Annotated in this window: 20 protein-coding genes and 1 pseudogene; 9 read left to right on the top strand and 12 right to left on the bottom strand. The window is 62.1% G+C overall.

What is annotated here, in order from left to right:
- Positions 1 to 12 precede the first annotated feature (12 nt).
- The 3 genes and pseudogenes from D3M59_RS04770 to D3M59_RS04760 all read right to left on the bottom strand — a co-directional run.
- A pseudogene (locus D3M59_RS04770) lies at positions 13 to 1,116 on the bottom strand (serine hydrolase domain-containing protein); the annotation flags it as partial.
- Between the two features lie 10 nt (positions 1,117 to 1,126).
- The gene (locus tag D3M59_RS04765) at positions 1,127 to 1,618 is read right to left on the bottom strand and encodes a DUF3617 domain-containing protein (protein ID WP_119532063.1); all 492 of its coding nucleotides are present in this window, start codon (positions 1,616 to 1,618) and stop codon (positions 1,127 to 1,129) included.
- 22 nt (positions 1,619 to 1,640) lie between these two features.
- Positions 1,641 to 2,204 carry a DUF3617 domain-containing protein gene (locus D3M59_RS04760; RefSeq protein WP_119532061.1) on the bottom strand — a complete coding sequence of 188 codons (564 nt, stop codon included), beginning with the start codon at positions 2,202 to 2,204 and terminating at the stop codon, positions 1,641 to 1,643.
- A gap of 148 nt (positions 2,205 to 2,352) precedes the next feature.
- Between D3M59_RS04760 and D3M59_RS04755 the strand changes: the two genes are divergently transcribed.
- On the top strand, positions 2,353 to 2,718 hold the full coding sequence (locus D3M59_RS04755; RefSeq protein WP_119532059.1) for a hypothetical protein: 366 nt from the start codon (positions 2,353 to 2,355) through the stop codon (positions 2,716 to 2,718).
- On the opposite strand, the gene D3M59_RS04750 is transcribed toward D3M59_RS04755, so the two are convergent.
- Positions 2,715 to 3,308, bottom strand: coding sequence for a CPBP family intramembrane glutamic endopeptidase (locus tag D3M59_RS04750; RefSeq protein ID WP_158581950.1), 594 nt, complete (start codon positions 3,306 to 3,308; stop codon positions 2,715 to 2,717). The genes D3M59_RS04755 and D3M59_RS04750 overlap by 4 nt on opposite strands.
- A gap of 83 nt (positions 3,309 to 3,391) precedes the next feature.
- Between D3M59_RS04750 and uvrB the strand changes: the two genes are divergently transcribed.
- The 3 genes from uvrB (at position 3,392) to D3M59_RS04735 (ending at position 8,590) form a co-directional block, all read left to right on the top strand.
- On the top strand, positions 3,392 to 5,587 hold the full coding sequence (gene uvrB, locus D3M59_RS04745) for an excinuclease ABC subunit UvrB (RefSeq protein WP_119532055.1): 2,196 nt from the start codon (positions 3,392 to 3,394) through the stop codon (positions 5,585 to 5,587).
- 107 nt (positions 5,588 to 5,694) lie between these two features.
- Positions 5,695 to 6,987: a L,D-transpeptidase family protein gene (locus D3M59_RS04740; protein ID WP_119532053.1), complete on the top strand. Its 1,293-nt coding sequence runs from the start codon at positions 5,695 to 5,697 to the stop codon at positions 6,985 to 6,987.
- A 103-nt stretch (positions 6,988 to 7,090) separates the two neighbouring features.
- Positions 7,091 to 8,590, top strand: a complete 1,500-nt coding sequence (locus D3M59_RS04735) for a S10 family peptidase (protein WP_119532051.1) — start codon at positions 7,091 to 7,093, stop codon at positions 8,588 to 8,590.
- Here D3M59_RS04735 and D3M59_RS04730 read toward each other — a convergent pair.
- Positions 8,582 to 9,043 carry a hypothetical protein gene (locus D3M59_RS04730; protein ID WP_119532049.1) on the bottom strand — a complete coding sequence of 154 codons (462 nt, stop codon included), beginning with the start codon at positions 9,041 to 9,043 and terminating at the stop codon, positions 8,582 to 8,584. The genes D3M59_RS04735 and D3M59_RS04730 overlap by 9 nt on opposite strands.
- A 117-nt stretch (positions 9,044 to 9,160) precedes the next feature.
- On the opposite strand from D3M59_RS04730, the gene D3M59_RS04725 reads away from it, so the two are divergent.
- The gene (locus D3M59_RS04725) at positions 9,161 to 9,754 is read left to right on the top strand and encodes a hypothetical protein (protein ID WP_119532047.1); all 594 of its coding nucleotides are present in this window, start codon (positions 9,161 to 9,163) and stop codon (positions 9,752 to 9,754) included.
- Here D3M59_RS04725 and D3M59_RS04720 read toward each other — a convergent pair.
- From D3M59_RS04720 to D3M59_RS04705, 4 genes are all read right to left on the bottom strand, one after another.
- Positions 9,751 to 11,223, bottom strand: coding sequence for a DUF389 domain-containing protein (locus D3M59_RS04720; protein ID WP_233543134.1), 1,473 nt, complete (start codon positions 11,221 to 11,223; stop codon positions 9,751 to 9,753). The two genes, D3M59_RS04725 and D3M59_RS04720, sit on opposite strands and share 4 nt — an antisense overlap.
- A gap of 130 nt (positions 11,224 to 11,353) precedes the next feature.
- Positions 11,354 to 13,180: an autotransporter domain-containing protein gene (locus D3M59_RS04715; protein WP_158581949.1), complete on the bottom strand. Its 1,827-nt coding sequence runs from the start codon at positions 13,178 to 13,180 to the stop codon at positions 11,354 to 11,356.
- 135 nt (positions 13,181 to 13,315) lie between these two features.
- Entirely contained in the window at positions 13,316 to 14,641 is a 1,326-nt protein-coding gene (locus D3M59_RS04710; RefSeq protein ID WP_407695423.1) for a M20/M25/M40 family metallo-hydrolase, read from the bottom strand.
- 179 nt (positions 14,642 to 14,820) lie between these two features.
- Entirely contained in the window at positions 14,821 to 15,330 is a 510-nt protein-coding gene (locus tag D3M59_RS04705) for a hypothetical protein (protein ID WP_119532041.1), read from the bottom strand.
- Between D3M59_RS04705 and D3M59_RS12320 the strand changes: the two genes are divergently transcribed.
- A complete protein-coding gene (locus D3M59_RS12320; RefSeq protein WP_267896920.1) occupies positions 15,329 to 15,451 on the top strand; it encodes a hypothetical protein in 123 nt (40 codons plus the stop codon). The genes D3M59_RS04705 and D3M59_RS12320 overlap by 2 nt on opposite strands.
- A 165-nt stretch (positions 15,452 to 15,616) precedes the next feature.
- On the opposite strand, the gene D3M59_RS12315 is transcribed toward D3M59_RS12320, so the two are convergent.
- Positions 15,617 to 15,883 carry a DUF3892 domain-containing protein gene (locus D3M59_RS12315; protein WP_119532039.1) on the bottom strand — a complete coding sequence of 89 codons (267 nt, stop codon included), beginning with the start codon at positions 15,881 to 15,883 and terminating at the stop codon, positions 15,617 to 15,619.
- A gap of 319 nt (positions 15,884 to 16,202) precedes the next feature.
- On the opposite strand from D3M59_RS12315, the gene D3M59_RS04690 reads away from it, so the two are divergent.
- Positions 16,203 to 16,424, top strand: a complete 222-nt coding sequence (locus D3M59_RS04690) for a hypothetical protein (RefSeq protein ID WP_119532036.1) — start codon at positions 16,203 to 16,205, stop codon at positions 16,422 to 16,424.
- A 47-nt stretch (positions 16,425 to 16,471) separates the two neighbouring features.
- On the opposite strand, the gene D3M59_RS04685 is transcribed toward D3M59_RS04690, so the two are convergent.
- Entirely contained in the window at positions 16,472 to 17,377 is a 906-nt protein-coding gene (locus D3M59_RS04685; protein ID WP_119532034.1) for an IS1595 family transposase, read from the bottom strand.
- Positions 17,378 to 17,707: 330 nt separating this feature from the next.
- Here D3M59_RS04685 and hslV point away from each other — a divergent pair, with 330 nt between their 5' ends.
- Both hslV and hslU read left to right on the top strand, forming a co-directional pair.
- Entirely contained in the window at positions 17,708 to 18,250 is a 543-nt protein-coding gene (gene hslV, locus D3M59_RS04680; protein WP_119532032.1) for an ATP-dependent protease subunit HslV, read from the top strand.
- Positions 18,251 to 18,258: 8 nt separating this feature from the next.
- On the top strand, positions 18,259 to 19,557 hold the full coding sequence (gene hslU, locus D3M59_RS04675) for an ATP-dependent protease ATPase subunit HslU (protein WP_119532030.1): 1,299 nt from the start codon (positions 18,259 to 18,261) through the stop codon (positions 19,555 to 19,557).
- Here hslU and D3M59_RS12055 read toward each other — a convergent pair.
- Positions 19,545 to 20,237, bottom strand: coding sequence for a TIGR02117 family protein (locus D3M59_RS12055; protein ID WP_158581948.1), 693 nt, complete (start codon positions 20,235 to 20,237; stop codon positions 19,545 to 19,547). The two genes, hslU and D3M59_RS12055, sit on opposite strands and share 13 nt — an antisense overlap.
- Between the last annotated feature and the right edge of the window lie 48 nt (positions 20,238 to 20,285).

Below are 20,285 nucleotides of genomic sequence, written 5' to 3'. Positions count from 1 at the left end.
GGTCCGGTCGATCCAAAGGCCGGACCGCAGGCCATAGGCTTCGCCGGAATGGCCCGACCAGTCGCCCGCAGGAAGTCCGGGGTTGTCGGCGCATCCGGCGATTCCGCTCGCGGGTAACTGGATTCCTAGGCCATAGGCGCACATTCCCGATCCTTCTCCGCTGCGGGCGCCATTGCTGCCCTGCCGCCGCCACTGTGGAGTGAGCATCGCATTGATTGATTGCGATGTGAGGATGCGAACGCCGTCAATCATGCCGCCGTTCAGAAGCATTTTGCCAATGCGCGCCAGCGCGAGCACGGAAATGCGAAGTCCGCCCTGTGGTGAAAAGAGCGCGCCATTATCGCCCGCCCGCCATCGCCCCAGGTCGCATTTGCCGTCGGCTGACACAACGACGGCGCAGTCCGGACGTCCGCCATCAAGGTCGTCGCGGACTGGCCGTCCGCCCTGAGTCAGCACGACAGCGCGGTCGATCGCCGCGTCGCTGCACGTCGGCCAGTTGAAGCAGGCGTCGATCCGGAGCGGCATGATCACTTCTCGCCGCATCCACCGGTCAAACCGCTCGCCCGTTACTTTTTCCATGATCGACGCGACCAACGGGAAGTTGAAGTTGGCATAGGCAAAGTAGCCTGCGCCCGGCGCATGGGCAGCATCCCACACGTCCGGATCGCTTACCGCGTCGCGGATCATCCGACCGAGCGGGACGACATAGGCATCGTCGCCGTCGCGCAGGCTCGATGTGTGGGACAAGAGCATCCGCAGACTGATTGGCCGGTCCGGATATGCGGGGTTGCGAAGGCTCCAGCCCAGATAGTCGTTCACGTCCCGGTCGAGGTCGAGCTTACCCTGCTCGGCCAACCGCATTGCCCCGACCGCCACGACCAGCTTGCTGATCGACGCAATCCGAACCGGGTCGTCCGGCGCGGCAAGGCGTCCCGACCGCAGATCGGCAAGGCCGTCGCTCCACGAGCCTCGCACAGCATTGCGGTCGAATGCGACTGCGACCCGTGCCGGCCGGCCCTGTGGGATGTTGGGCACGGCGGCACATCCCGCCAGTCCAGCAGTCAGGGCGAGCAAAAAGGCGACCCTGACGAACAATGCCGGAAGGTCAGCCTTCATGCGCCGATGGTTAGGCGGGACAATCGCCGACGCGCTTCGCGCTGATCTTCCGGTTCATGCGATAGTCGCCGTCCTTGGTCAGGTAGGTCAGCGTCGTGATTTCGCCCTCGAAGCTGTCAGCCCTGAACGATCCCATCATGGCCGGCATCACGTCGCCCGAAAGGCCTTCGCGCTTGCAGCTCATCTGCGCGCTTATACGGCCGTATCGGACGTAGCTGTTCTTAACTTCGCACTTGTCGGCGGGTGTCTCGGCGAACAGTTCCGACGCCGGACCATCCTTGGAGACGCATGCCCTTACGGTCGACTTGTCGCCCTGCTTGAGCGAGGTCGCCGGCGTGCTATTATCGGTGGAAGAGACGGCGGTCACTTCTGACGTCAGCTCGTACAGGCCAGGGGCCAGCGTTTCGGGCGCTTCATCCTTTGGCGGCGGCGCCGGCTCGCTTCCGCAGGACGCCAGGACCACTAATCCAGCCAAGGCCGGTGCCCAAACCATGCTTCGCATCAAATTCCCCCTCGCTACAAAATCAATTGGCCGCCGTCTTCGCGCCGCAGTCGCCCACTCGCTTCGACGTCATGTTCATCACCATTTTCATCGGGCCTGCGGGTGACGCCCCTTCGACAGTAGAGGCCATCCGCATGCGGTATTCCTCAGGCCCATAGGTGCCATCGAACTCGATCAGCTGGGTTCCGCCCCCCTGCTGGCTGGTGCACCGCATCGTGCCGGTCAACTTGCCGCCGCTCATGCTGAACTTGTCGTAGCGACAATTGCTTTCGGTCCCGGCAAAGAAATCTTCCTTAGGGCGCCTGGCCTGCTCCTCGGTGAGGCAACTCTTGTGGCCGGTCGCGACGCTGGCCATCGTCTTTTTCATCTGCGTGGCGGCCTGCGGCGGCATGCCGGGGATCTCGATCGATTCCAGCTCGACGCTCGATTCCCATTGTCCGGGGCGGACCGCCATCGCGTCATTGCCGCCGGCTTCGCGCACCTTGTCCGCCACTTCAGCGACACTGGCGTTTTCGGCTTCGACCCTAGGTGAATTGTCGCACGCCGCAAGGCTCAACAGCGGCAGGGCCAGCATGAAATGTCGCATCTTGTCCCCCCAACCCGCCGCATGGAGCGCGGCAGTCTGGCCGGCAGCATATGTCAGGAAGGGCGCAATGCAATGGCGTTCAAATCGTGAGACGCTTGCCGGAGGACGCTGGCGTGGTATCTTCGACGCATAGTAGAGGAGAGCGCAAATGCTTCACTTCGCTTTGTCCATTGCAGTAACGTTGCTAGCTGCGACATCGGCCTCTTCCTTCAATCCAGCCACCGACGCCCAGGGCAAGGCCGATCCAACGGTCTGCAAGAAGGTCGTGTCCGCGGAACCCGGTGCCAAACCATATCAAATGTGCATGACGAAGGCTGAATGGGCGGCCAAGAAAAAGGCCGACGCCAAGAATCCGAACCGCATCGTCTGCCGGTATGAAGACAGTACGGGAAATCGGCTTAAGTCTTATAAGATTTGCATGACGGCTGCCGAGTGGATCGACCAGCGACAGCGCGAACGCGACAGCATCGAGCAGATCCAGCGCAAGGTCTGCGTTGCAGGCGGCGGCTGCTAGACTGAAAGCGCCGCAGCGCGACGCCGCGCGACTCCGACGATCAGATTCCAGGCCATATGAGTGACGGCCGCGGGCCAGACCGATCCGGAGAGGATAACGGTCATAGACATGATCATGCCGAAGAATCCTGCCGAAAGCGCGAAGGTCAGACCCCGACCAATGTGCATCGCGGCGAAAACCAGATTGACCAGGAACAGCGCCATAGCGGCGCCGCCGGGGCCATTGAAAATGCCCATGAGGCTGCTTTGCATCAGCCCGCGAAACAGCAATTCCTCGGTCAGCGCTACCAACGCTAGCCCGGCAAGCGAGCGGCCGCTGGCAGGGACATGCCCGCGATCGGGCCCATCGCTTCCGAATAAATAGACGCGCTGGTCCCAGAGACCCGCTCCGATGAAGCCGAGGCATAAAGTCACCGCCGCCGGCCAGCCCCAGGGCACTTCCGGAGGCGAGTCGTGCACGCCGATCGACAGCGAAGCGACAATCAGCCCGCAAAGGATCGCCATATGCAGAGAGATTGGCTCTTGCTCCTGATCGCGCGCGACCATCGCAACGACGAACAGCACGCCGAGCAGAGACACGATTGGTATCATTAGATTGGCAACGGCAGGGTGCATTGGGGCGGACGCTGGCCGAAGCTGGAACCAATGGCAAGGCAGGGCCATATAGCAAGGCGATGGCCATCCAGATCCGCACAACTCTTGCCGAGCCTGAAACCGGCGACACCTTCGTTCCGCATCGTCCCGCCCGGCCCGACAAGGCTGAAGGCGGGCGTAAGTTCGTGCTGAAGTCCGACTACGAGCCGGCAGGTGACCAGCCCACCGCGATCGCCGAGCTGGTAGAGGGTATCCGCGAGAGCGGGGAGATGAACCAGGTTCTGCTCGGCGTCACCGGCTCCGGTAAGACCTTCACCATGGCCAAGGTGATCGAGACGCTGCAGCGCCCCGCGCTGGTGCTGGCGCCGAACAAGATTCTCGCCGCCCAGCTTTACGGCGAGTTCAAAAGCTTCTTCCCCGAGAATGCGGTCGAATATTTCGTCAGCTACTACGACTATTATCAACCGGAAGCCTATGTCCCTCGGACCGACACCTACATCGAGAAGGAAAGCTCGGTGAACGAAGCGATCGACCGCATGCGCCACTCGGCGACCCGGTCGCTTCTGGAACGCGACGACGTGATCATCGTCGCTTCGGTCAGCTGCCTCTACGGCATTGGCTCGGTCGAAACCTATTCGGCGATGATCTTCGATCTGAAGAAGGGGCAGAGCGTCGACCAGCGGGAGATCATCCGCAAGCTGGTCGCGCTTCAGTACAAACGCAACGACCAGGCCTTCGCGCGCGGCAATTTCCGGGTGCGCGGGGATAGCCTGGAGATTTTTCCGTCGCACTATGAGGACAGCGCCTGGCGAATCAGCTTCTTCGGCGACGAGATTGAGGAGATTACCGAGTTCGACCCGCTGACCGGCAAGAAGACCGCCGCACTCGACTATGTAAAGGTCTATGCAAACAGCCACTATGTGACGCCTGGGCCAACGCTGAAACAGGCGATGGAGGCGATCCGACACGAGCTGTCCGAGCGGCTGAAGGAGCTGGTGGCGGAAGGGCGGTTGCTGGAGGCGCAACGGATCGAGCAACGGACCAATTTCGATCTGGAGATGATCGCCGCCACCGGCAGCTGCGCGGGGATCGAGAACTATTCGCGCTTCCTGACCGGCCGACTTCCGGGCGAGCCGCCGCCAACCCTGTTCGAATATCTGCCTGATAATGCACTGCTGTTCGTCGACGAGAGTCACCAGACGGTGCCGCAGATCGGGGCGATGGCGAAGGGCGATCACCGGCGAAAAATTACGCTAGCCGAATATGGCTTCCGCCTTCCGAGCTGCATCGACAACCGGCCACTGCGTTTCAACGAATGGGACGCGATGCGCCCGCAGTCGGTGTTTGTCAGTGCGACGCCTGGCGGATGGGAGATGGAAGCGACCGGCGGTGTATTCAGCGAACAGGTCATTCGTCCGACCGGTCTCATTGATCCGCCGGTCGAGATAAAGCCGGTTGAGGACCAGGTTGACGACCTCGTCCACGAAGCCAAGCAGACCGCCGCCAAGGGCTACCGCACGCTGGTCACGACTCTGACCAAGCGAATGGCAGAGGATCTGACCGAATATCTCCACGAGGCGGGGCTGAAGGTCCGCTACATGCATAGTGACGTCGAGACACTGGAGCGCATTGAGCTGATCCGCGATTTGCGGCTCGGCGTCTATGACGTCCTGGTCGGTATAAATTTGCTGCGCGAAGGGCTCGACATCCCCGAATGCGGACTAGTCGCGATCCTCGATGCGGACAAGGAAGGTTTCCTCCGGTCGGAAACGTCGCTGATTCAGACGATCGGCCGCGCCGCGCGCAACGTCGACGGCAAGGTCATCCTCTATGCCGACCGTATGACTGGTTCGATGGAGCGAGCGCTCAATGAAACCAACCGGCGGCGTGAAAAGCAGCAGGCCTACAACCTTGAACACGGCATCACGCCGGCAACGATCAAGCGCGACATCAGCGACATCATCGCCCATGTCTCGACCCGCGGCGGCGTAATGGTCGAGACCGGCGATGACGAACGGCCGCGCCTCGTCGGGCACAACCTGCGCGCCTACATCGGCGACTTGGAGGAACGGATGCGGAAAGCCGCTGCCGACCTTGAGTTCGAGGAAGCCGCACGTTTGCGCGACGAGATCCGCAAGCTGGAGGAAGACGAACTCGGTATCCCCGACCCGGACCGCATCGCCCCCCGCCCAGTGGGCAATGCGACGCAGGGCAGGCCAGGCACCCGGCGCACCGGTTACGGCAAGACGCAGCGAAAGTGGGGCGGAAAGCGCTAACTCGGCCGCACACGCTCTTGCGTTCAGGCGAGCGCAACCCAATGCCCTCCAGAGTGTTTGATTAAGGAATTCACTCGGGGAAGCGCCGCGCGAGCGGCGCTAATATCATGAAAAAATTAATCCTTGTTGCAAGTGCCCTGTCGGTCATCGCGGCCCAGCCCGTGGTCGCGCAGCCGCGCGGCGACGAGCCGGTCGCAGTGCCGCGCGCCATCAAGCAGGGCATCGACTTCGTCTATGTCGATCCGCAGATGGCCAATGTCGCCAAGCGCAAGCAGCGGCCGCAGAACTGGTTGGCGCGCCTGTTCAATTTCGACTTCGGGGGGGGCAAGCGCGGCGCGCCCAACCCGATGTTCGCCGACCTCGCGCGCGGCCTCCAACAATATGAAGCGACCTGGGGCCGATTGCCGCAGACGAAGATTCCTGTCGGCGCCGCCATGAAACGAGGATCGTCGGGCAAGCGGGTTCAGTTGTTGCGCACTCGCCTCGGCCTGTCGCCATCCGGCGCGTATGATGAACAACTGTACCAGGCAGTGAAGAATTACCAGCAGGTGCACGGCCTCGGAACGCCCGACGGCATTGCCGGGCGAGGGACTATCGCCTCGCTTAATCGCGGCGCCGACTATTATGAGAAGCGGATCGCGATCAACATGGAGCGCGCCTATCGCCTGCCGGCAACCCGGGCCTTCGACCGGTACGCCGTGGTCGATAGTGGTGCCGCCGAGATCTATTTTTTCGACCGCGACCGGATGGCCGACAAAATGCGGGTCGTCGTTGGCGCTCCCGAAACGAAGACGCCGATGATGGCGGTCATCCTTCGCAACGCGAAGGCCAATCCCTACTGGAACGTTCCACCGGAGCTGGTGCGCAGCCTGACGGCCAAGCGCATTCGCGAGCAAGGCATCTCCTATCTGAAGGACTTCCATTACGAAGTGCTTCGCGACTGGTCGCCCAACGCGCCGATCATCGACCCGAAGACGGTCAACTGGCGCGGAATCGCTTCCGGCAAGGTCCAGCCTACGATCCGCGTCCGCCAGCTGCCCGGACCCTGGAACTCGATGCGCAACATGAAGTTCGAGACGCCAAACGATTTCGGCATCTACCTGCATGACACGCCCCATCCGGAGTTGTTCGCGAAAACCGACCGCCACCTCAGCAACGGCTGCGTCCGGCTTGAAGATTATCGGCGCTTCGCGACCTGGGCGTTCGGCTATGTGCCGCACGCTGCGACCGGCGTCGAACAGAAGTTCGACGTGCCCAAGCCGATGCCGGTCTACATGACCTACCTGACCGTCGCGCCAACGGCCAACGGGGTCATGTTCCGGGCCGATCCCTATGGCTTCGACGCGCTGGCCATGCCGCAAATGATGTTTGGCCAGCAACGGGTCGCGTCCGCAACTTAAGCCGGCTGCCGTCCGCCGCCTCCAGACGGCTGTTGATCGACACGGCTTTGCCTGATCGGCTGCACGGGCCATGGTGCGTGCCTTGTGAGTCAGGGAGGGGTCGATGTTGTTTCGTGGTTTGACGGCGCTCGCGCTGGTGCTGGCGGCGAACAGTGCGGTTGCGCAGGACAAGCCTGCCGACAAGCCGGCAGCAGCCAAGGTTGAAAAGGTTGCTCCGCAGGTCCGCACTACGCGGCACAGCGGCAACTTCGGCGGCCAGAAGATCAACTATAGCGCCACGATCGGCGAGACGATCATAAGCGGCGACGACGGCACACAAAAGGCCGCCATCGTCACGACGGCCTACGTCAAGGAGCCGCGCGATCCCAACCGGCCGGTGACCTTCCTGTTCAATGGCGGTCCCGGTTCCGGCTCGGTCTGGTTGCAGATGGGCGCGTTCGGGCCGAAGCGGGTCGCCATCCCTTCGGACGCGCGCGACGACGGGGCACCGCCCTATCCGATCGTCGACAATCCGGACTCGCTGCTCGACGTCACCGACATCGTCTTCATCGATCCGCCCGGTACTGGCTTCTCTCACCTCATCGGCAAGACCGACCCCAAGGAATTCTACGGCATCACGGCCGACGCCAAGGCTGTCGCGACGGTCATTCGCCGCTGGTTGAACGACAATGGCCGTTGGAACAGCCCGAAGTTCCTCGGTGGTGAAAGCTATGGCACGACCCGGTCTGCCGCCGTGGTCAACCAACTCGAAGGCGAGACATTCAACGACGTCGGCCTCAACGGAATCCTGCTCATCTCGACGGTGCTAGACTTCGCTGCCGGCGCCGATACGCAGGGCAATGAGCTCAGCTACATAACAAACCTGCCGTCGATGGCCGCGACCGCGCTTTATCACGGCAAGGCAACCTCACCTTCGGTCGAGCAGTTCGTCGAGGAAGCGCGCCAATTCGCGATCGGTCCTTACGCCACGGCGCTGCTCAAGGGGCAGAAGCTGCCGGCCGAGGAGCGAACCGCGATCCGCACGCAATTGTCCCGCTTTACCGGACTTGGCGAGGCTTATCTCGAAGCCGCCGACCTGCGGGTCACGCCCGGCCGCTTCTACAAGGAACTGCTCCGCGACCGCGGCCAGACGGTCGGCCGCCTTGACAGCCGCTACACCGGCAAGGACTATGACAGCGCGGGTGAAACACCCGACAATGATCCCAGCTTCTACGGCATCGATGCTGGCTATACCGCCGCAATCAACAGCTGGGCCCGCGGCCCGCTCGGGTTCGTCACCGATCGCGAATATCAGTCGATTTCGGGCATCGGGCGCGACTGGGACTGGCGCATCGGCGGGCGCGACACCAACGCCTATCTAAATGTGGCACCCTATCTAGGCACGGCGCTGCGCGAAAATCGCGGTCTGCGCATCTTCGTTGGTCAGGGCTATTACGATTTTGCCACGCCCTTCTTCGCCGCTGAATATGCGCTGTCACGCACAGGCATTCCGCAGGACCGGGTAGAGTATCACTACTACCATTCGGGCCACATGATGTACGTTCGCGACGAGGATCGCGTGAAATTGACCCGCGACATCCGGGCATTCATCCGATCACGCTGACGGTGAGCGCAACGCTCCGCTCGCCCGCTGCCGGTAGGCGTAGAAATAAAGCAGCGCGGCGACTGCGATGATGACGATCGGCATGATCGCCATCGCACCCTCGTTCATCGGCGCGGGCGCAGGCGGCCCGGCATATTGATAGGCGAAGCTGATGATGGCTCCTGCCAGTGACACGGCAAAAGCCGTTACCGCCCAGCGGTTGCGCATCAGCAGCAGGATCGATCCTAGGAGGGCTCCCCACACGCCAAAGCCCCACGCCGCCTGCGCCCACAGCGGGAAGCTGTCGACATAAGCGAGGATCTGCTCGGCCGTCAGGCCCGGCATGGACGACAAATAATCCGTGTTGCGCGTCCGGGTCATGAAATAGTCGTACGCGCCGAAGCTATTCCACAGCAGCGACAGTACGCCGACCAACCACAGGTGGACAGGCGTTTTCGCGACGGTCGGTTCCATGAATGCTCCCCCTCCTCAGCTGGCGCCATGACGCCATTCCGGTTCCGTTATGAGCCGTTGTTTTTGGCTTTCTGTCAATGGGATGGACCTTCCGCCCCGACGCGGCGTTAGGCGGCCATGATCAAGGTGCTTCCCGTCCTGCCGTTCGCGGCGTTCCTCGCGCTGCTGGCCTGCGACCGGTCGGACCCGGTGGCGGAAGAGGCGGTCGCGCCGGCCGATAACATGGTCGGCGACGCATTGGCGGACGGCCTTGCGGCGCCCGCCAATGCCGCCGCGGCCGAGCGTGCCGAGCAAATGGCAACCCCCGCCGCGACCGACGGGATGATGTGGAGTTACAGCAGCGCCGAGCGGAAGGCGACCTATGGTCCTGCCGCGGCGGACCCGGCCCTCTCGATCCAGTGTCGCGACGCCGCCGACGGCAAAAAGGAACTCGTGTTCGTCCGCGGCGCCCGCGCGCCGGACGGGGGCAGCGGGACGCTTAGTTTCACCGGCAACGGCACGGCGGCATCCGTCCCGGTGCGTGGCGTCACGCAGCGGGCGGGCCAGACGGCATGGCAGGCGGTCGTTCCGGCGGGCGATATGGCTCGCGCGGTTGAGCGCACTTTCGGCTCGAACGGCGCGGTTCAGGTAGGCGTGAGCCAGGGCGCCGGGTTGACGGTCCGCGGCGCGTCCGAGGCACGCACCGTCTTTTTGGACTGCCTTGGGTCCTAATCTTCAGCTGGAGGGGCCCAGCGCGGGTGAACCTCGGCGCTGTTTCCCTCGACTTCGCGAATGTCGGAGACGCCGCGACGATCAAGCTCCCGGCGAACAATGGCAACGTGCTGGGCCGATCCCGACAATTCGATCGGCGCCGACACCCGCCGGGCTGCCCAGGCAAGAAGATCGATGGCGGCCGTATCGGGGCGATCCTCATCGTCGAAACGAACGGTAGGCAGAGGACGCAGCGGCGGGGTGATCTCCACCCGCCAGCCGGGCGCATTGGCCGCAACGCGTCGCTCGATCTCGCGATAGCCAGCAAGCGTCGCGCCGTCGATCGGCCGGGCGCGTGCGAAGACCCGTTGCTGGTCGCGATCGACCACGACGTCGTTGCGGCCTAAGCCCGCTGCCAGCGCGACATTCTGGACTAATTGCGAAACCTGCCGGTCGGTCGCTGCCGCCTGCGCCTTAACCTTTGCTGCCGCCAGTTCGGCTGCCTCGGCCGCGCCGATGTCAGTTCCAACGCGGTACTGGTTGATCTTCACGCTCACTTCGCGCCCGAGCGCTTGGGCCAATTGATTGGTGACATTCGTTTGGGCATGCGGTTCGAACCGCGGGGTAAGGACGGAAGAGGTAATGGTGACGGGCTTTGCGTCGAAGTCAAATTCGACCTGCGTGACGCGCGCCTTCGGATCGAAGGCGCCGCGAATAATGGATGAGGCCTGCCGCGAGGCGTTGGCCTCCCACGCGATTCGCTTCAGTGAGATGCCCAGCGGGACAGCCAGCACCGCGAATGCACCGACGATGCCGAGAACTTGGAGCCGCGTCTGCTTCTTCGTCAGTTGGGTACTGAATCCATAAAGCCGTGCCATCACTGCCGCGGACAGCGCGATTGTCATCAGGTTGGTGATGAACAACAGCAGCGAGCCGCCAAACACCGTCCAATTTGCCGTCGCAAGGCCATAGCCGATCACGGCTAGTGGCGGCATCAGGGCGGTAGCAATCGCTACGCCGACGATTGTCCCTTCGCGCCCGCGGATCATAGCATATGCGCCGGCCAACGCCGAAAAGAGCGCGACGAGCAAGTCGAACAGGTTCGGCCGGGTCCGCGCCGCGATTTCCGATGTAACACTCTGGATCGGTGAACAAAGAACGATCAAGGCGCTGATCGCGACTGCCAGTAGAGTGCCCGCCAGCATTGTTCGCGAGCACCGCCGCAATTCGATCGCGTCGCCAACCGCCAGGGCGAACCCGGCGCCAATAATCGGCCCCATCAGCGGCGACAGCAGCATCGCGCCGATCACGACCGCCGGAGACGATAGCAGAAGGCCGAGAATTGCGATTCCGGCGGACATCAGCGTCATGAAGATGAAGCGGGCGGAGAGAGCCGATTCCTCGTCGACCTTGGAGAGAACCTCGAGCTGGTCGACGCTTTCGACCAGCTTGGTCCTTCGAAAGCGGCGGGCGCTCGCAAGGAGCCGCAAGCGGCTGAATCTTTCCGGGACGAGTACTGAGCTGGCACGCCGACCGGTCATTCGGACTGCTCATGCACAGCTTGGGCGCAAAGAAAAGGCGGCAGCCGGGTTTGGCCGCCGCCGCTTCCTTGTCCGAAGGTTAAAAGCCGAAACGCAGACCGAGGTGGGCTGAGGTTTCTTCGCCTTGGTCCTTGCCGATCGTCGCCGACCCCGCGAGGTCGAGGTTGACGCCGTCGAGGATAGCCGCGTTGAAGCCCACGCCGAAGCGACCATAGGCCTTTTTCGACGCGTCGCTCAGCGCGAAGCTGTTGACGATCGTAGGGGCCGAGGTCTGCGAGAACCGGACCACTCGCTCGTCGCCCGTGAAGTCCTTTTCGACCATAGCCGAGGCGTAAGGGCGAAGCTGCACGCCGCCGCCTTCAAAATCACCGCGAACTTCAAGGCCAGCGCTACCGCGAAGCGATTTGTAGGTGACCTGGTCGACGTTGAGCGTCAGGACCGGGTCGCCTTCCTCGGTGTAGGCGTCGACCTTGGCCTTAGCATAGTCGAGCGCGACGACCGGGCCGACCCGGATCGTGCCAACCGACATCAGGTAACCGGCCTTTGCGCCGATCAGGAAATGCTTCCCGTCGGTTTCGGCTTCCATGCCATCGACGACGCCCGCTCGCTTCAGGTTATGCTTGTCCCAGCCATAACCTGCATAGGCCTGCGCGAAGCCACCTGCGATGCCGAAGCCGGCGAACCCGCCGACCTGGACTGACCGGCTGTCGACGTCCGCCGCGTCGCTGGTGAAGCCGACGTTGGGCTTGGAATAGTTGATCGCGAGGCCCGCCACGCCGGAGCCGAAGCCATATTGCAGGCCAGCAGTCGCGCCGACGCTAGTAGCGCGATAGTCGAGGTTGCGCTCGCCCGCGTCGAGATGGCGCGACACTGTGTCGCCGACAAGGAAGAATTTAAGCCCTTCCGGCATGTCGCCGTCACGGGGAGCGCCCGTGTCCATCCGGCTGCTTAATGTGCGGCCAAACTGGCGCGCCATGTCGAGGCCGAGGTCGCTGGGCGCCTGCAGGGTCAGCGGGGCGGTTAGCTGGGCTGCGACATATTGGGCCACGACCTTGTAGCCGTCCGACGTCAGGTGGAGCGCGTCACCATAGAAGAGGTAACCGCCGGCGTTGACGACGCAGGTGGGGTTGGGGAAGATCGGGCAAACCAGCCCGTTGTTAATGCCGTATGCCGTCGGGTCGGCGATGACATTGTCGAGTAGGAGGTTGAGGTCAAGGTAGTGGACGATGACGCCGTCGGCAGCATAGCCCGCGAGCGTCGATTGCATGGCCGTGTTGAAGGTCGTCGAGAAGGACGAGCGGATCGTCGCTCCCGAGGGATTCGGTGCGATTTCCGGAAGCCGCCCGGTGTCGCCTGCCAGGAAACTGATGTTCTGTGCGCCGGCGGCAACAAGCGCGTCCATGCCGAAGGTTGCGTTCGCCGCTGCCACCGTCGCCGCGCCCGGCGCGCCGGCAAGTGTGCCGCCGCCTAACTGGTACGCGCGTGCGTCATTGCCGCCAATCGATATCGCCAGCAGGTCATCTTCATCGAATAGGCCGTCACCGGCAGGGAAGGCGGGAACGAGACCGCCGCCGAGAAAAGCTGCGACTTCGAACTGGAAGCCGGGCAGGCCGACGTTGACGTTGCTGTTGTCGGTCTTGGCACCGCCGATAGCGAAATTCTCGATCGATGCTCCGATCAGCTCGGCCAGCGTGTCAATATAATTGGTGCCGCCCGAAAAACGACCGGTGGTATAGACCTGCGTGCTGACCGGATCGATTCCGGCCAGTTCGAAGGCGTTGCCGTCGTCGGCGTAGCTGTCGCCGAACGCGACGATGTTGTCGATCCGCTGAGCGGCGGCCGGCGCTGCGAAGGTCAGGGCACTCGCGGCGAGCAGGGACGCAGTCAGCAGGCGATACTTGGTCATGTGATTCCTCCCCAGCGGCCGCGTCGAACCGCGCGGCCTTTCAAGGGTCATTTATTGCCCTGACCGGGGAGTCCCGACAAGTTGCGGGATTGCCACAGCTTACCTTACGGAACGGCGGACTTCCGCGCCTGCGCTCTATCGCTTTTCCGCGGCCAGACGGCTCATCAGGATCGCGGCGCGCTTGGCCTGCCGCCAGATGCTGGGAATGTTGACCGCTTCACCCGGCGCATGGTCGCCGGTACTCGCCGGACCCAGCCCGTTGATCCCGTCGACGTCCTTGGCAACGAAGCTGATGTCTGCCGCTCCGCGCTTCAGCGGATCGAGTGCGCCCATGGCGGGCAGGCGCAGGTCGGCATTGATGCGATTGAGTTTGGCCAATAACGCCGCATTGCCCGCGGTTGGTGCCATCGGCGGATAGCCGCCGGTGTCGAATATGATTTCGGCCTTCGCGCCGTGCAGCGAGCGGCCGACGATGGCCTTCATCTTGTTCTGGGTCCGCTGGATCTGCTCCTCGCTGATCGCGCGCAGGTCCCCCCGTGCGACTGCGATCGAGGCTATGATGTTGGTCTTGCCGGTTGCGTTCAGTCGGATGCGTCCTTCATCCAGCTTTGCGGTGTCGCCGCCACCGACCAGACCGACGTTGAAGGTCAGTTTGTCTTCTGGTAACTCGCGTCGGAATGTGTCGATGATCCGCGCTAGCTCGTAGATCGCGCCGTTGCCCGCTGCGCTGGAGAAGATGCCGCTGGAATGGCCGCCCTGTGCGGTGACCGTCACCGTCCAGCTTCCCGAACTGCGCCGGGCGATTGATCCCATGTCGACCAGCGCGCCATTTTCAACCACTTGGCTCAACCCTTCGAAATCAAGCGCGATGTCGGCGCGCTTGCCAGCCGCGATCAAGTCGCGGCGGGCGACGTCGATCGGGTTGCCGCTATCCTCCTCGTCGCCGGTCAGTACAATTTCGATATTGGCGTTTTTAAGTGTCCCCGCTGCCCGCATGGCACGGAGCGCTGCAATCATTACCGCCATGCCGCCCTTGTTGTCACCCGCGCCCGGACCCTCGCCCTTGTCGCCCTCGCGGGTCCAGCGCTGGAACGGGCTGTCGGGTTCGAACACTGTGTCGAGATGGCCAATGAGCAGAAGGCGCTTGTTGCCCGCCTTGCCCGGATGGCGGGCGACGATGTGACCTCCGCGGCCGGTCGACCGCATGTCGACCCAGTCGACCTTGAAACCCAGCGGTTCCAGCTCATTGCGGAGCATCTCGCCAACCTTGGTTACGCCGTCGATATTCTGCGACCCGCTGTTCTGGTTGACCCACGTTTCGAGCATCGCGACCGTCCTCTGCTGCTCACGATCGATATGGGCGATCATGCTGCTTTCGCTGCGGGACAATTGTGCCTGGGCAGGAACCGGCAGGATGAGCAGGGCGAGGGGCAGGCAAACGGCCAGTCGATCGAACAGCAAGCGGGGTTCCTTCGGGTAGCGGTACTTCGGCTTTAGGCATCGCACGCCACAAGAACCTCGTCTACCAGGCAATTATATACGTGACAAAGCAGAGCACTCTTCAAGGCCATGACGCCCTAACCGATGAGGTAAAGGAGTGGGTTCGCGCCCAGCTTTGGGAGTGGGAATTTAGTCCTGAGTCAGCGGCCAGCCTTGCCGACAGGATCGTTGTCCACATCTTTGATCGCATCAACCATCTCGTGCGCTAGGTCTAATGCGGCGATAGCTGCATCCCGTGTTTTGGCGGACAGTTCTCGCAATTGCGTTACCGAAACCGGCCTCTCAAGCGGCTGGTGCATGGTTTTCTCATACAATAGCCGAAAGACGTAGGTGGATTCCCCGTCGAAGCCGCCGGTTGCGACGCCGTGTGTAACGTGGTGGCGTTCGTCGCTAAGCTCTCCGGCGGTGGCGGCGATAGCAAGGATGCGATTGGCCCAAGGATGCCCCGGCCTGAGCTTCGCAATATCTTTAAGGTAGCCGATCTTTCGGGACAGGCTTCTAGGGATCTCCGGATGGCTTTGATTGCCGTCGAAGCGGTGGAAAGTAATTGCGACAAGGATGTCTAGGCCTGTTTCCAGCAAGGCCCAGGCAAGTGTGGAATAACCAAGCGCCTCAGCGTATCTTTTGGGCAGGAGGCGATTTTCATCCATGACCGACACCAATCAAAAGCAGGAAGACGAAGTGCTGCGGCGGATGCTGGCGAGCAAGCCAAGGCCGCACAAGGTCGACAAGAAGGCCGCGCCTACCGAGTCAAACCACAAGAGCGAATGACGAACCACGAAAGCGGAGGCCTTATGAAGCACATCCAAGCTGAGTTGCGGCGCATAGAGGCGCGTCTGGCTGCTTACCCTGACCCTTTTCAACACGCCGGCCTCTACGCAGCGCAACAAGCGCTTGCATGGGCAATGCAGCCAGAATCTTTTGCTTCCCCTGTCGCTACGGTGACGGGCATTTCGGAAGGCTAAGGAGGTTGTTTGGGGGATGATCGTCGCCGAAAGTCGTCAGATATTTTCTGCCGTTTCGAGATTTCACAATTATCGCCACGCCCCTGCCGCCGACAGAAACCCAGAATAAGTCACCGCCCTCGATCATCTGAATGATGCGGTCGATTGGCTTCCATCCCCAATCGCCTCCAAGTCCCTGTATTCGCCGGTCCAAGTCTAAGTTATCAGGCGTGTGGCACTTAACTGGATAGGCCGCCATTAGTCCCTCCACTGGAGTACGGCGATTCGGCGGCGTAATGATTGACGCCGATTAGTAATGAGTCCAGTTCTTGCCAATGGCGGGGAAAGTTTATCATTCCGAAGAGGAGTATCGGACTGCCGTTTTACGGCGGAACGAAACAAAGAAAATGCTTGCGGGCATTGCGTCCAATCTAGGCGCGGGTCTTATCGCAGCGGCAGCCGTGCAATCTTATGCAGATGGCCGGATTGCTCCTGCTACGGGCGGATGGTTTTTGGCGGCCGGATTGCTTATATACGCTGGAGCGTTCTTTCTTAAGTCGCTGGATGCGGAGAGATAAATGGACTTTGGCCTGATAGCGCCCGCTCTTATTGGAGTGGTGGTAGCCATTGTGGGCTTCGTTATCGCCGCTTGGATGAACGCCAATCGCCCAACGTTGGAGCTGCCGCCACGCGAGGACGACCAACAGCAGCTCCCTTTTGATTTGGACAAAGCTGGCAGGCAGACGCGCTACAGCTTCAACTATCAGATAGATCAAGCCGAAGACGCTCGCGTTAACTAGTCCAGCGCTTGCGGCGCTCACCCAGAGCGTTCGGGGCCTTGTAGTAATCAGGCTGCGAGCGGATTAGCCCGCCGATAGGTGAGGCGCTTGCCAGCGATGTTCTTGAGGCAGATTTCGGAGCGCTCGAAATCATTGCTGCCCTTGGTCGAGTAGCGGAAGTCAAACTCGGCCAGATAGCGGTGCATGTGGGCGGCGCTCCAGTGATGGTAGGTGCCAATCACGCCACGCTTGAGGATGGAAAAGAAGTTCTCTGCGGTGTTGGAGTGAACGACGCCGCCCGCCTTGGCGAACTCGCGGATGCTGTGAAGAACGCGGCCATGCATCGCGAACTCTTTGCCGACGAGGCGGTATGCGTAGGCTTCGTCGGTCATGAGGTAGGACTGGCGGTCAACGTTGGTCACGAGCGCGCTGCGAAGGTTGTTGGCATGGAGGTTGGCAACGTGGAACGAGCGGGCGCGACCGTCGCGCTCAATTAGTGCAACGACCTTCTTCGCAGGAGCTGTCTTACCGGAAAGGCGATTGCCCTTCTTGCCACCAACAAATGCTTCGTCGGCTTCAACGATCTGGCCAGAGCCGCCTAGGGGTGAACCATCGTCCTTCATGGCCTCGCGGATGCGGTGGCACATGAACCAAGCGGTTTTGTAGGTTACACCAAGCATACGTTCGATCTGCTTGGCGCTCATGCCCTTCTTGGAGGCGCAAAGCAGATGCGTAGCGAGCAACCATTTATGCAGCCCGACCTTGGAGCGCTCGAACACGGTGCCTACGGTGACGGTGAACTGTTCGCGACAGGAGTTGCACTGGTAGAGGCCGGGACGGTGATGCGAGCCGGTCAGCTTGGTGGCGTCAATGAGGCCGCAATGCGGACACTCTGCACCATCCGGCCAGCGTAGCGCTTCAAGATGCTCGCGGGCGCTATCCTCATTGGTGAAGCGGGGGGCGGTAATGTCCATTGCGTCTCTCCGTTGACAAACACCATAGATTTCAACGCTGCTTTGTCAAGTATATAATTGCCGTCTACCATCAGAACAGGTTCAAAAATCTATGCCGTTGGACACCAAAAAGGATCGTATCAATTTAATCGGTGCAGTACATGTCGGGATTTTAGTCCACTAATCATTCGCGCGCGAGGACTTAGCTAACCAAGCCGGCTCAAAGTCGCAGTCCGGCATAACCGGAATCCGGCCATGGGAGGGCGTGCAGCGATAGGCTGGGGGAGGATTCCCGGCTTGCGCACTTGTGGCGGCCTTCCCACATCCCGCATCGAACCCGAGCGGGAGTTTATGTTGGAACAGTATCACGGCACCACCATCCTGGGGGTGAAGAAGGACGGCAAGACGGTGATCGCCGGCGATGGGCAGGTCAGCCTCGGCAATACCGTAATCAAGCCTAATGCGAAAAAGGTCCGGCGGCTGGGCAGCGACGGCAGCGTCATCGGCGGCTTTGCCGGCGCGACAGCTGACGCCTTCACTCTTTTCGAACGGCTCGAAAAGAAGCTGGAAGCATCGCGCGGCCAGTTGCTGCGCGCGGCGGTCGAACTGGCGAAGGACTGGCGGACCGATAAATATCTACGCAACCTCGAAGCGATGATGATCGTCGCCGACAAGGACACGATGCTGATCCTGACAGGGAACGGAGACGTGCTTGAACCCGAAGGCGGGATCGCCGCGATCGGCTCGGGCGGAAATTACGCGCTCGCCGCCGCCCGCGCGCTTAGCGAATATGAGCCCGATCCCGAAGTGTTGGCAAAGCGTGCGATGGCCATCGCAGCCGAAGTCTGTGTGTTCACCAACGACCGGCTGACCATCGAAACGGTCGGCAAGTAAGAGAGAATATGAACGACAATCTGACCCCGAAGGCGATCGTCGCCGCGCTGGACGAGCATATCGTCGGCCAGACCGAAGCGAAGAAAGCCGTCGCCGTCGCCTTGCGCAACCGTTGGCGGCGGCAGCGGCTTAGCCCCGAGCTTCGCGACGAGGTGGTGCCCAAGAATATCTTAATGATCGGCCCGACGGGGTGCGGAAAGACCGAGATTTCACGGCGCTTGGCAAAGCTCGCGGATGCTCCGTTTGTGAAGGTCGAGGCGACCAAGTTCACAGAAGTGGGCTATGTCGGTCGCGACGTGGAGCAGATCGCCCGCGACCTTGTCGAGGAAGCGGTGCGGCTCGAGCGGGAACGCCGCCGCGACAAGGTGCGCGAAGCCAGCGAAGGCGCGGCCATGGAGCGCCTGCTCGACGCGCTGACTGGCAAAGGCTCCTCCGAGGCGACCCGGGCCAGCTTCCGCCAGCGCTTCGCCGACCACAGTCTCGACAGTGCAGAGGTCGAGATCGAAGTATCCGAGGCGCCCAACATGCCGTTCGATATTCCCGGGAGCGGCGGCGTTGGCATGATCAACCTTAGCGAAATGATGTCGAAGGCAATGGGCGGCGCTCCCAAGAAGCGCCGGAAGCTCAAGGTGCCGGACGCCTTCGCCAAGCTGGTTGAGGAAGAGGCCGACAAGCGCGTCGATCAGGATGATGTGACCCGCGTTGCGCTGGCCGACGCCGAAGCCAATGGAATCGTCTTCTTGGACGAAATCGATAAGATCGCGGTTAGCGACGTGCGCGGCGGCTCGGTCAGCCGTGAAGGTGTCCAGCGCGACTTGCTGCCCCTGATCGAAGGCACCACTGTTGCGACCAAATATGGGCCGATCAAGACCGACCACATCCTGTTCATCGCCAGCGGCGCCTTCCATGTCGCCAAGCCCGCCGACCTGCTCCCGGAACTTCAGGGCCGCTTGCCGATCCGCGTCGAACTTGCTGCGCTGACCGAAGAGGATTTCGTGCGAATCCTGTCGGCGACGCGCGCCAGTCTGACGGAGCAATATCGGGCTCTCCTGAAGACCGAGGACGTCACGATCGAGTTTGCCGACGACGGCATTGCCGAGCTGGCGCGGGTCGCGGCTGAGGTGAATGACGCCGTGGAAAATATCGGCGCACGCCGCCTGTCGACGGTGATGGAAAAGCTGCTCGAAGAGATCAGCTTCACCGCCGAGGACCGGAAGGGCGATACGCTTACCATCGATCGCAGCTTTGTTGATCAGCAGCTTAGCGGGATTGCGAAGAACGCTGACCTTAGCCGTTACGTGCTCTGATCGGCTTTACGGTAGCGCCAGGTCAGTCCGTTGACGAAAGGGCTCCACACTGGCGCCTTAACTCCTGCAAGCCGTAGCCGGCTGGCTGCCCACTGGTTACAGGTGTGAACCGCATTGGTCTTGCCGACGCCCTCATAGAATGCGTCACTTGGTCCGTAGCCGGGGTGGTCGATGCGGACGGGCATTCCCTCCGCGTCGAGCCGGAAGCCGGCGCGGATGGAGGCCCACAGCCGGCGATATTGTTCAGGTGTCAGGCGGATGGACCGGGCAGAGTAGGTCGGGTCTCGGACCCACTCGACGTGCATCACTCGCTCGCCGCCGGTCAACGCGATCGCGGCCGTCTTGAGCGACAGATCTGCCCAGGTCGGCGTTTCGAGATAGACTCGTCGCTCGCCCGCCCCGAACGCCACCCAGCGCGCATCGGCCGGGACGTTGGCAAAGTCGCTGCGCGGCATTAGCGGCTCCCAGTCGAGGCCCTCGGCTCGGGCCGGAAGGACGAGGTCGGCATGCACGCCATTGTCGGCGATATAGATGGTGATGCCTTCGCCTGGCTCATCCCATCCGGCGTTGACCGGGACGAGCGCCCCGGCGACCGCTAGGCAGAGGTAGAGCAATGGAATGGCCAGCAAGGCGATGGCAATGCGCCTCGCCCAGCCACGCTTTCGACGGCGACGGGGCATTCCGCCTTGGTGGCAGCAAAGATTGCGCCTGTCTCCCGCCTCGTTAGC

The sequence above is a fragment of the Sphingomonas edaphi genome (assembly GCF_003583725.1).
Taxonomy (GTDB): domain Bacteria; phylum Pseudomonadota; class Alphaproteobacteria; order Sphingomonadales; family Sphingomonadaceae; genus Sphingomicrobium; species Sphingomicrobium edaphi.
This window is presented reverse-complemented; position numbering and strand designations above follow the sequence as displayed.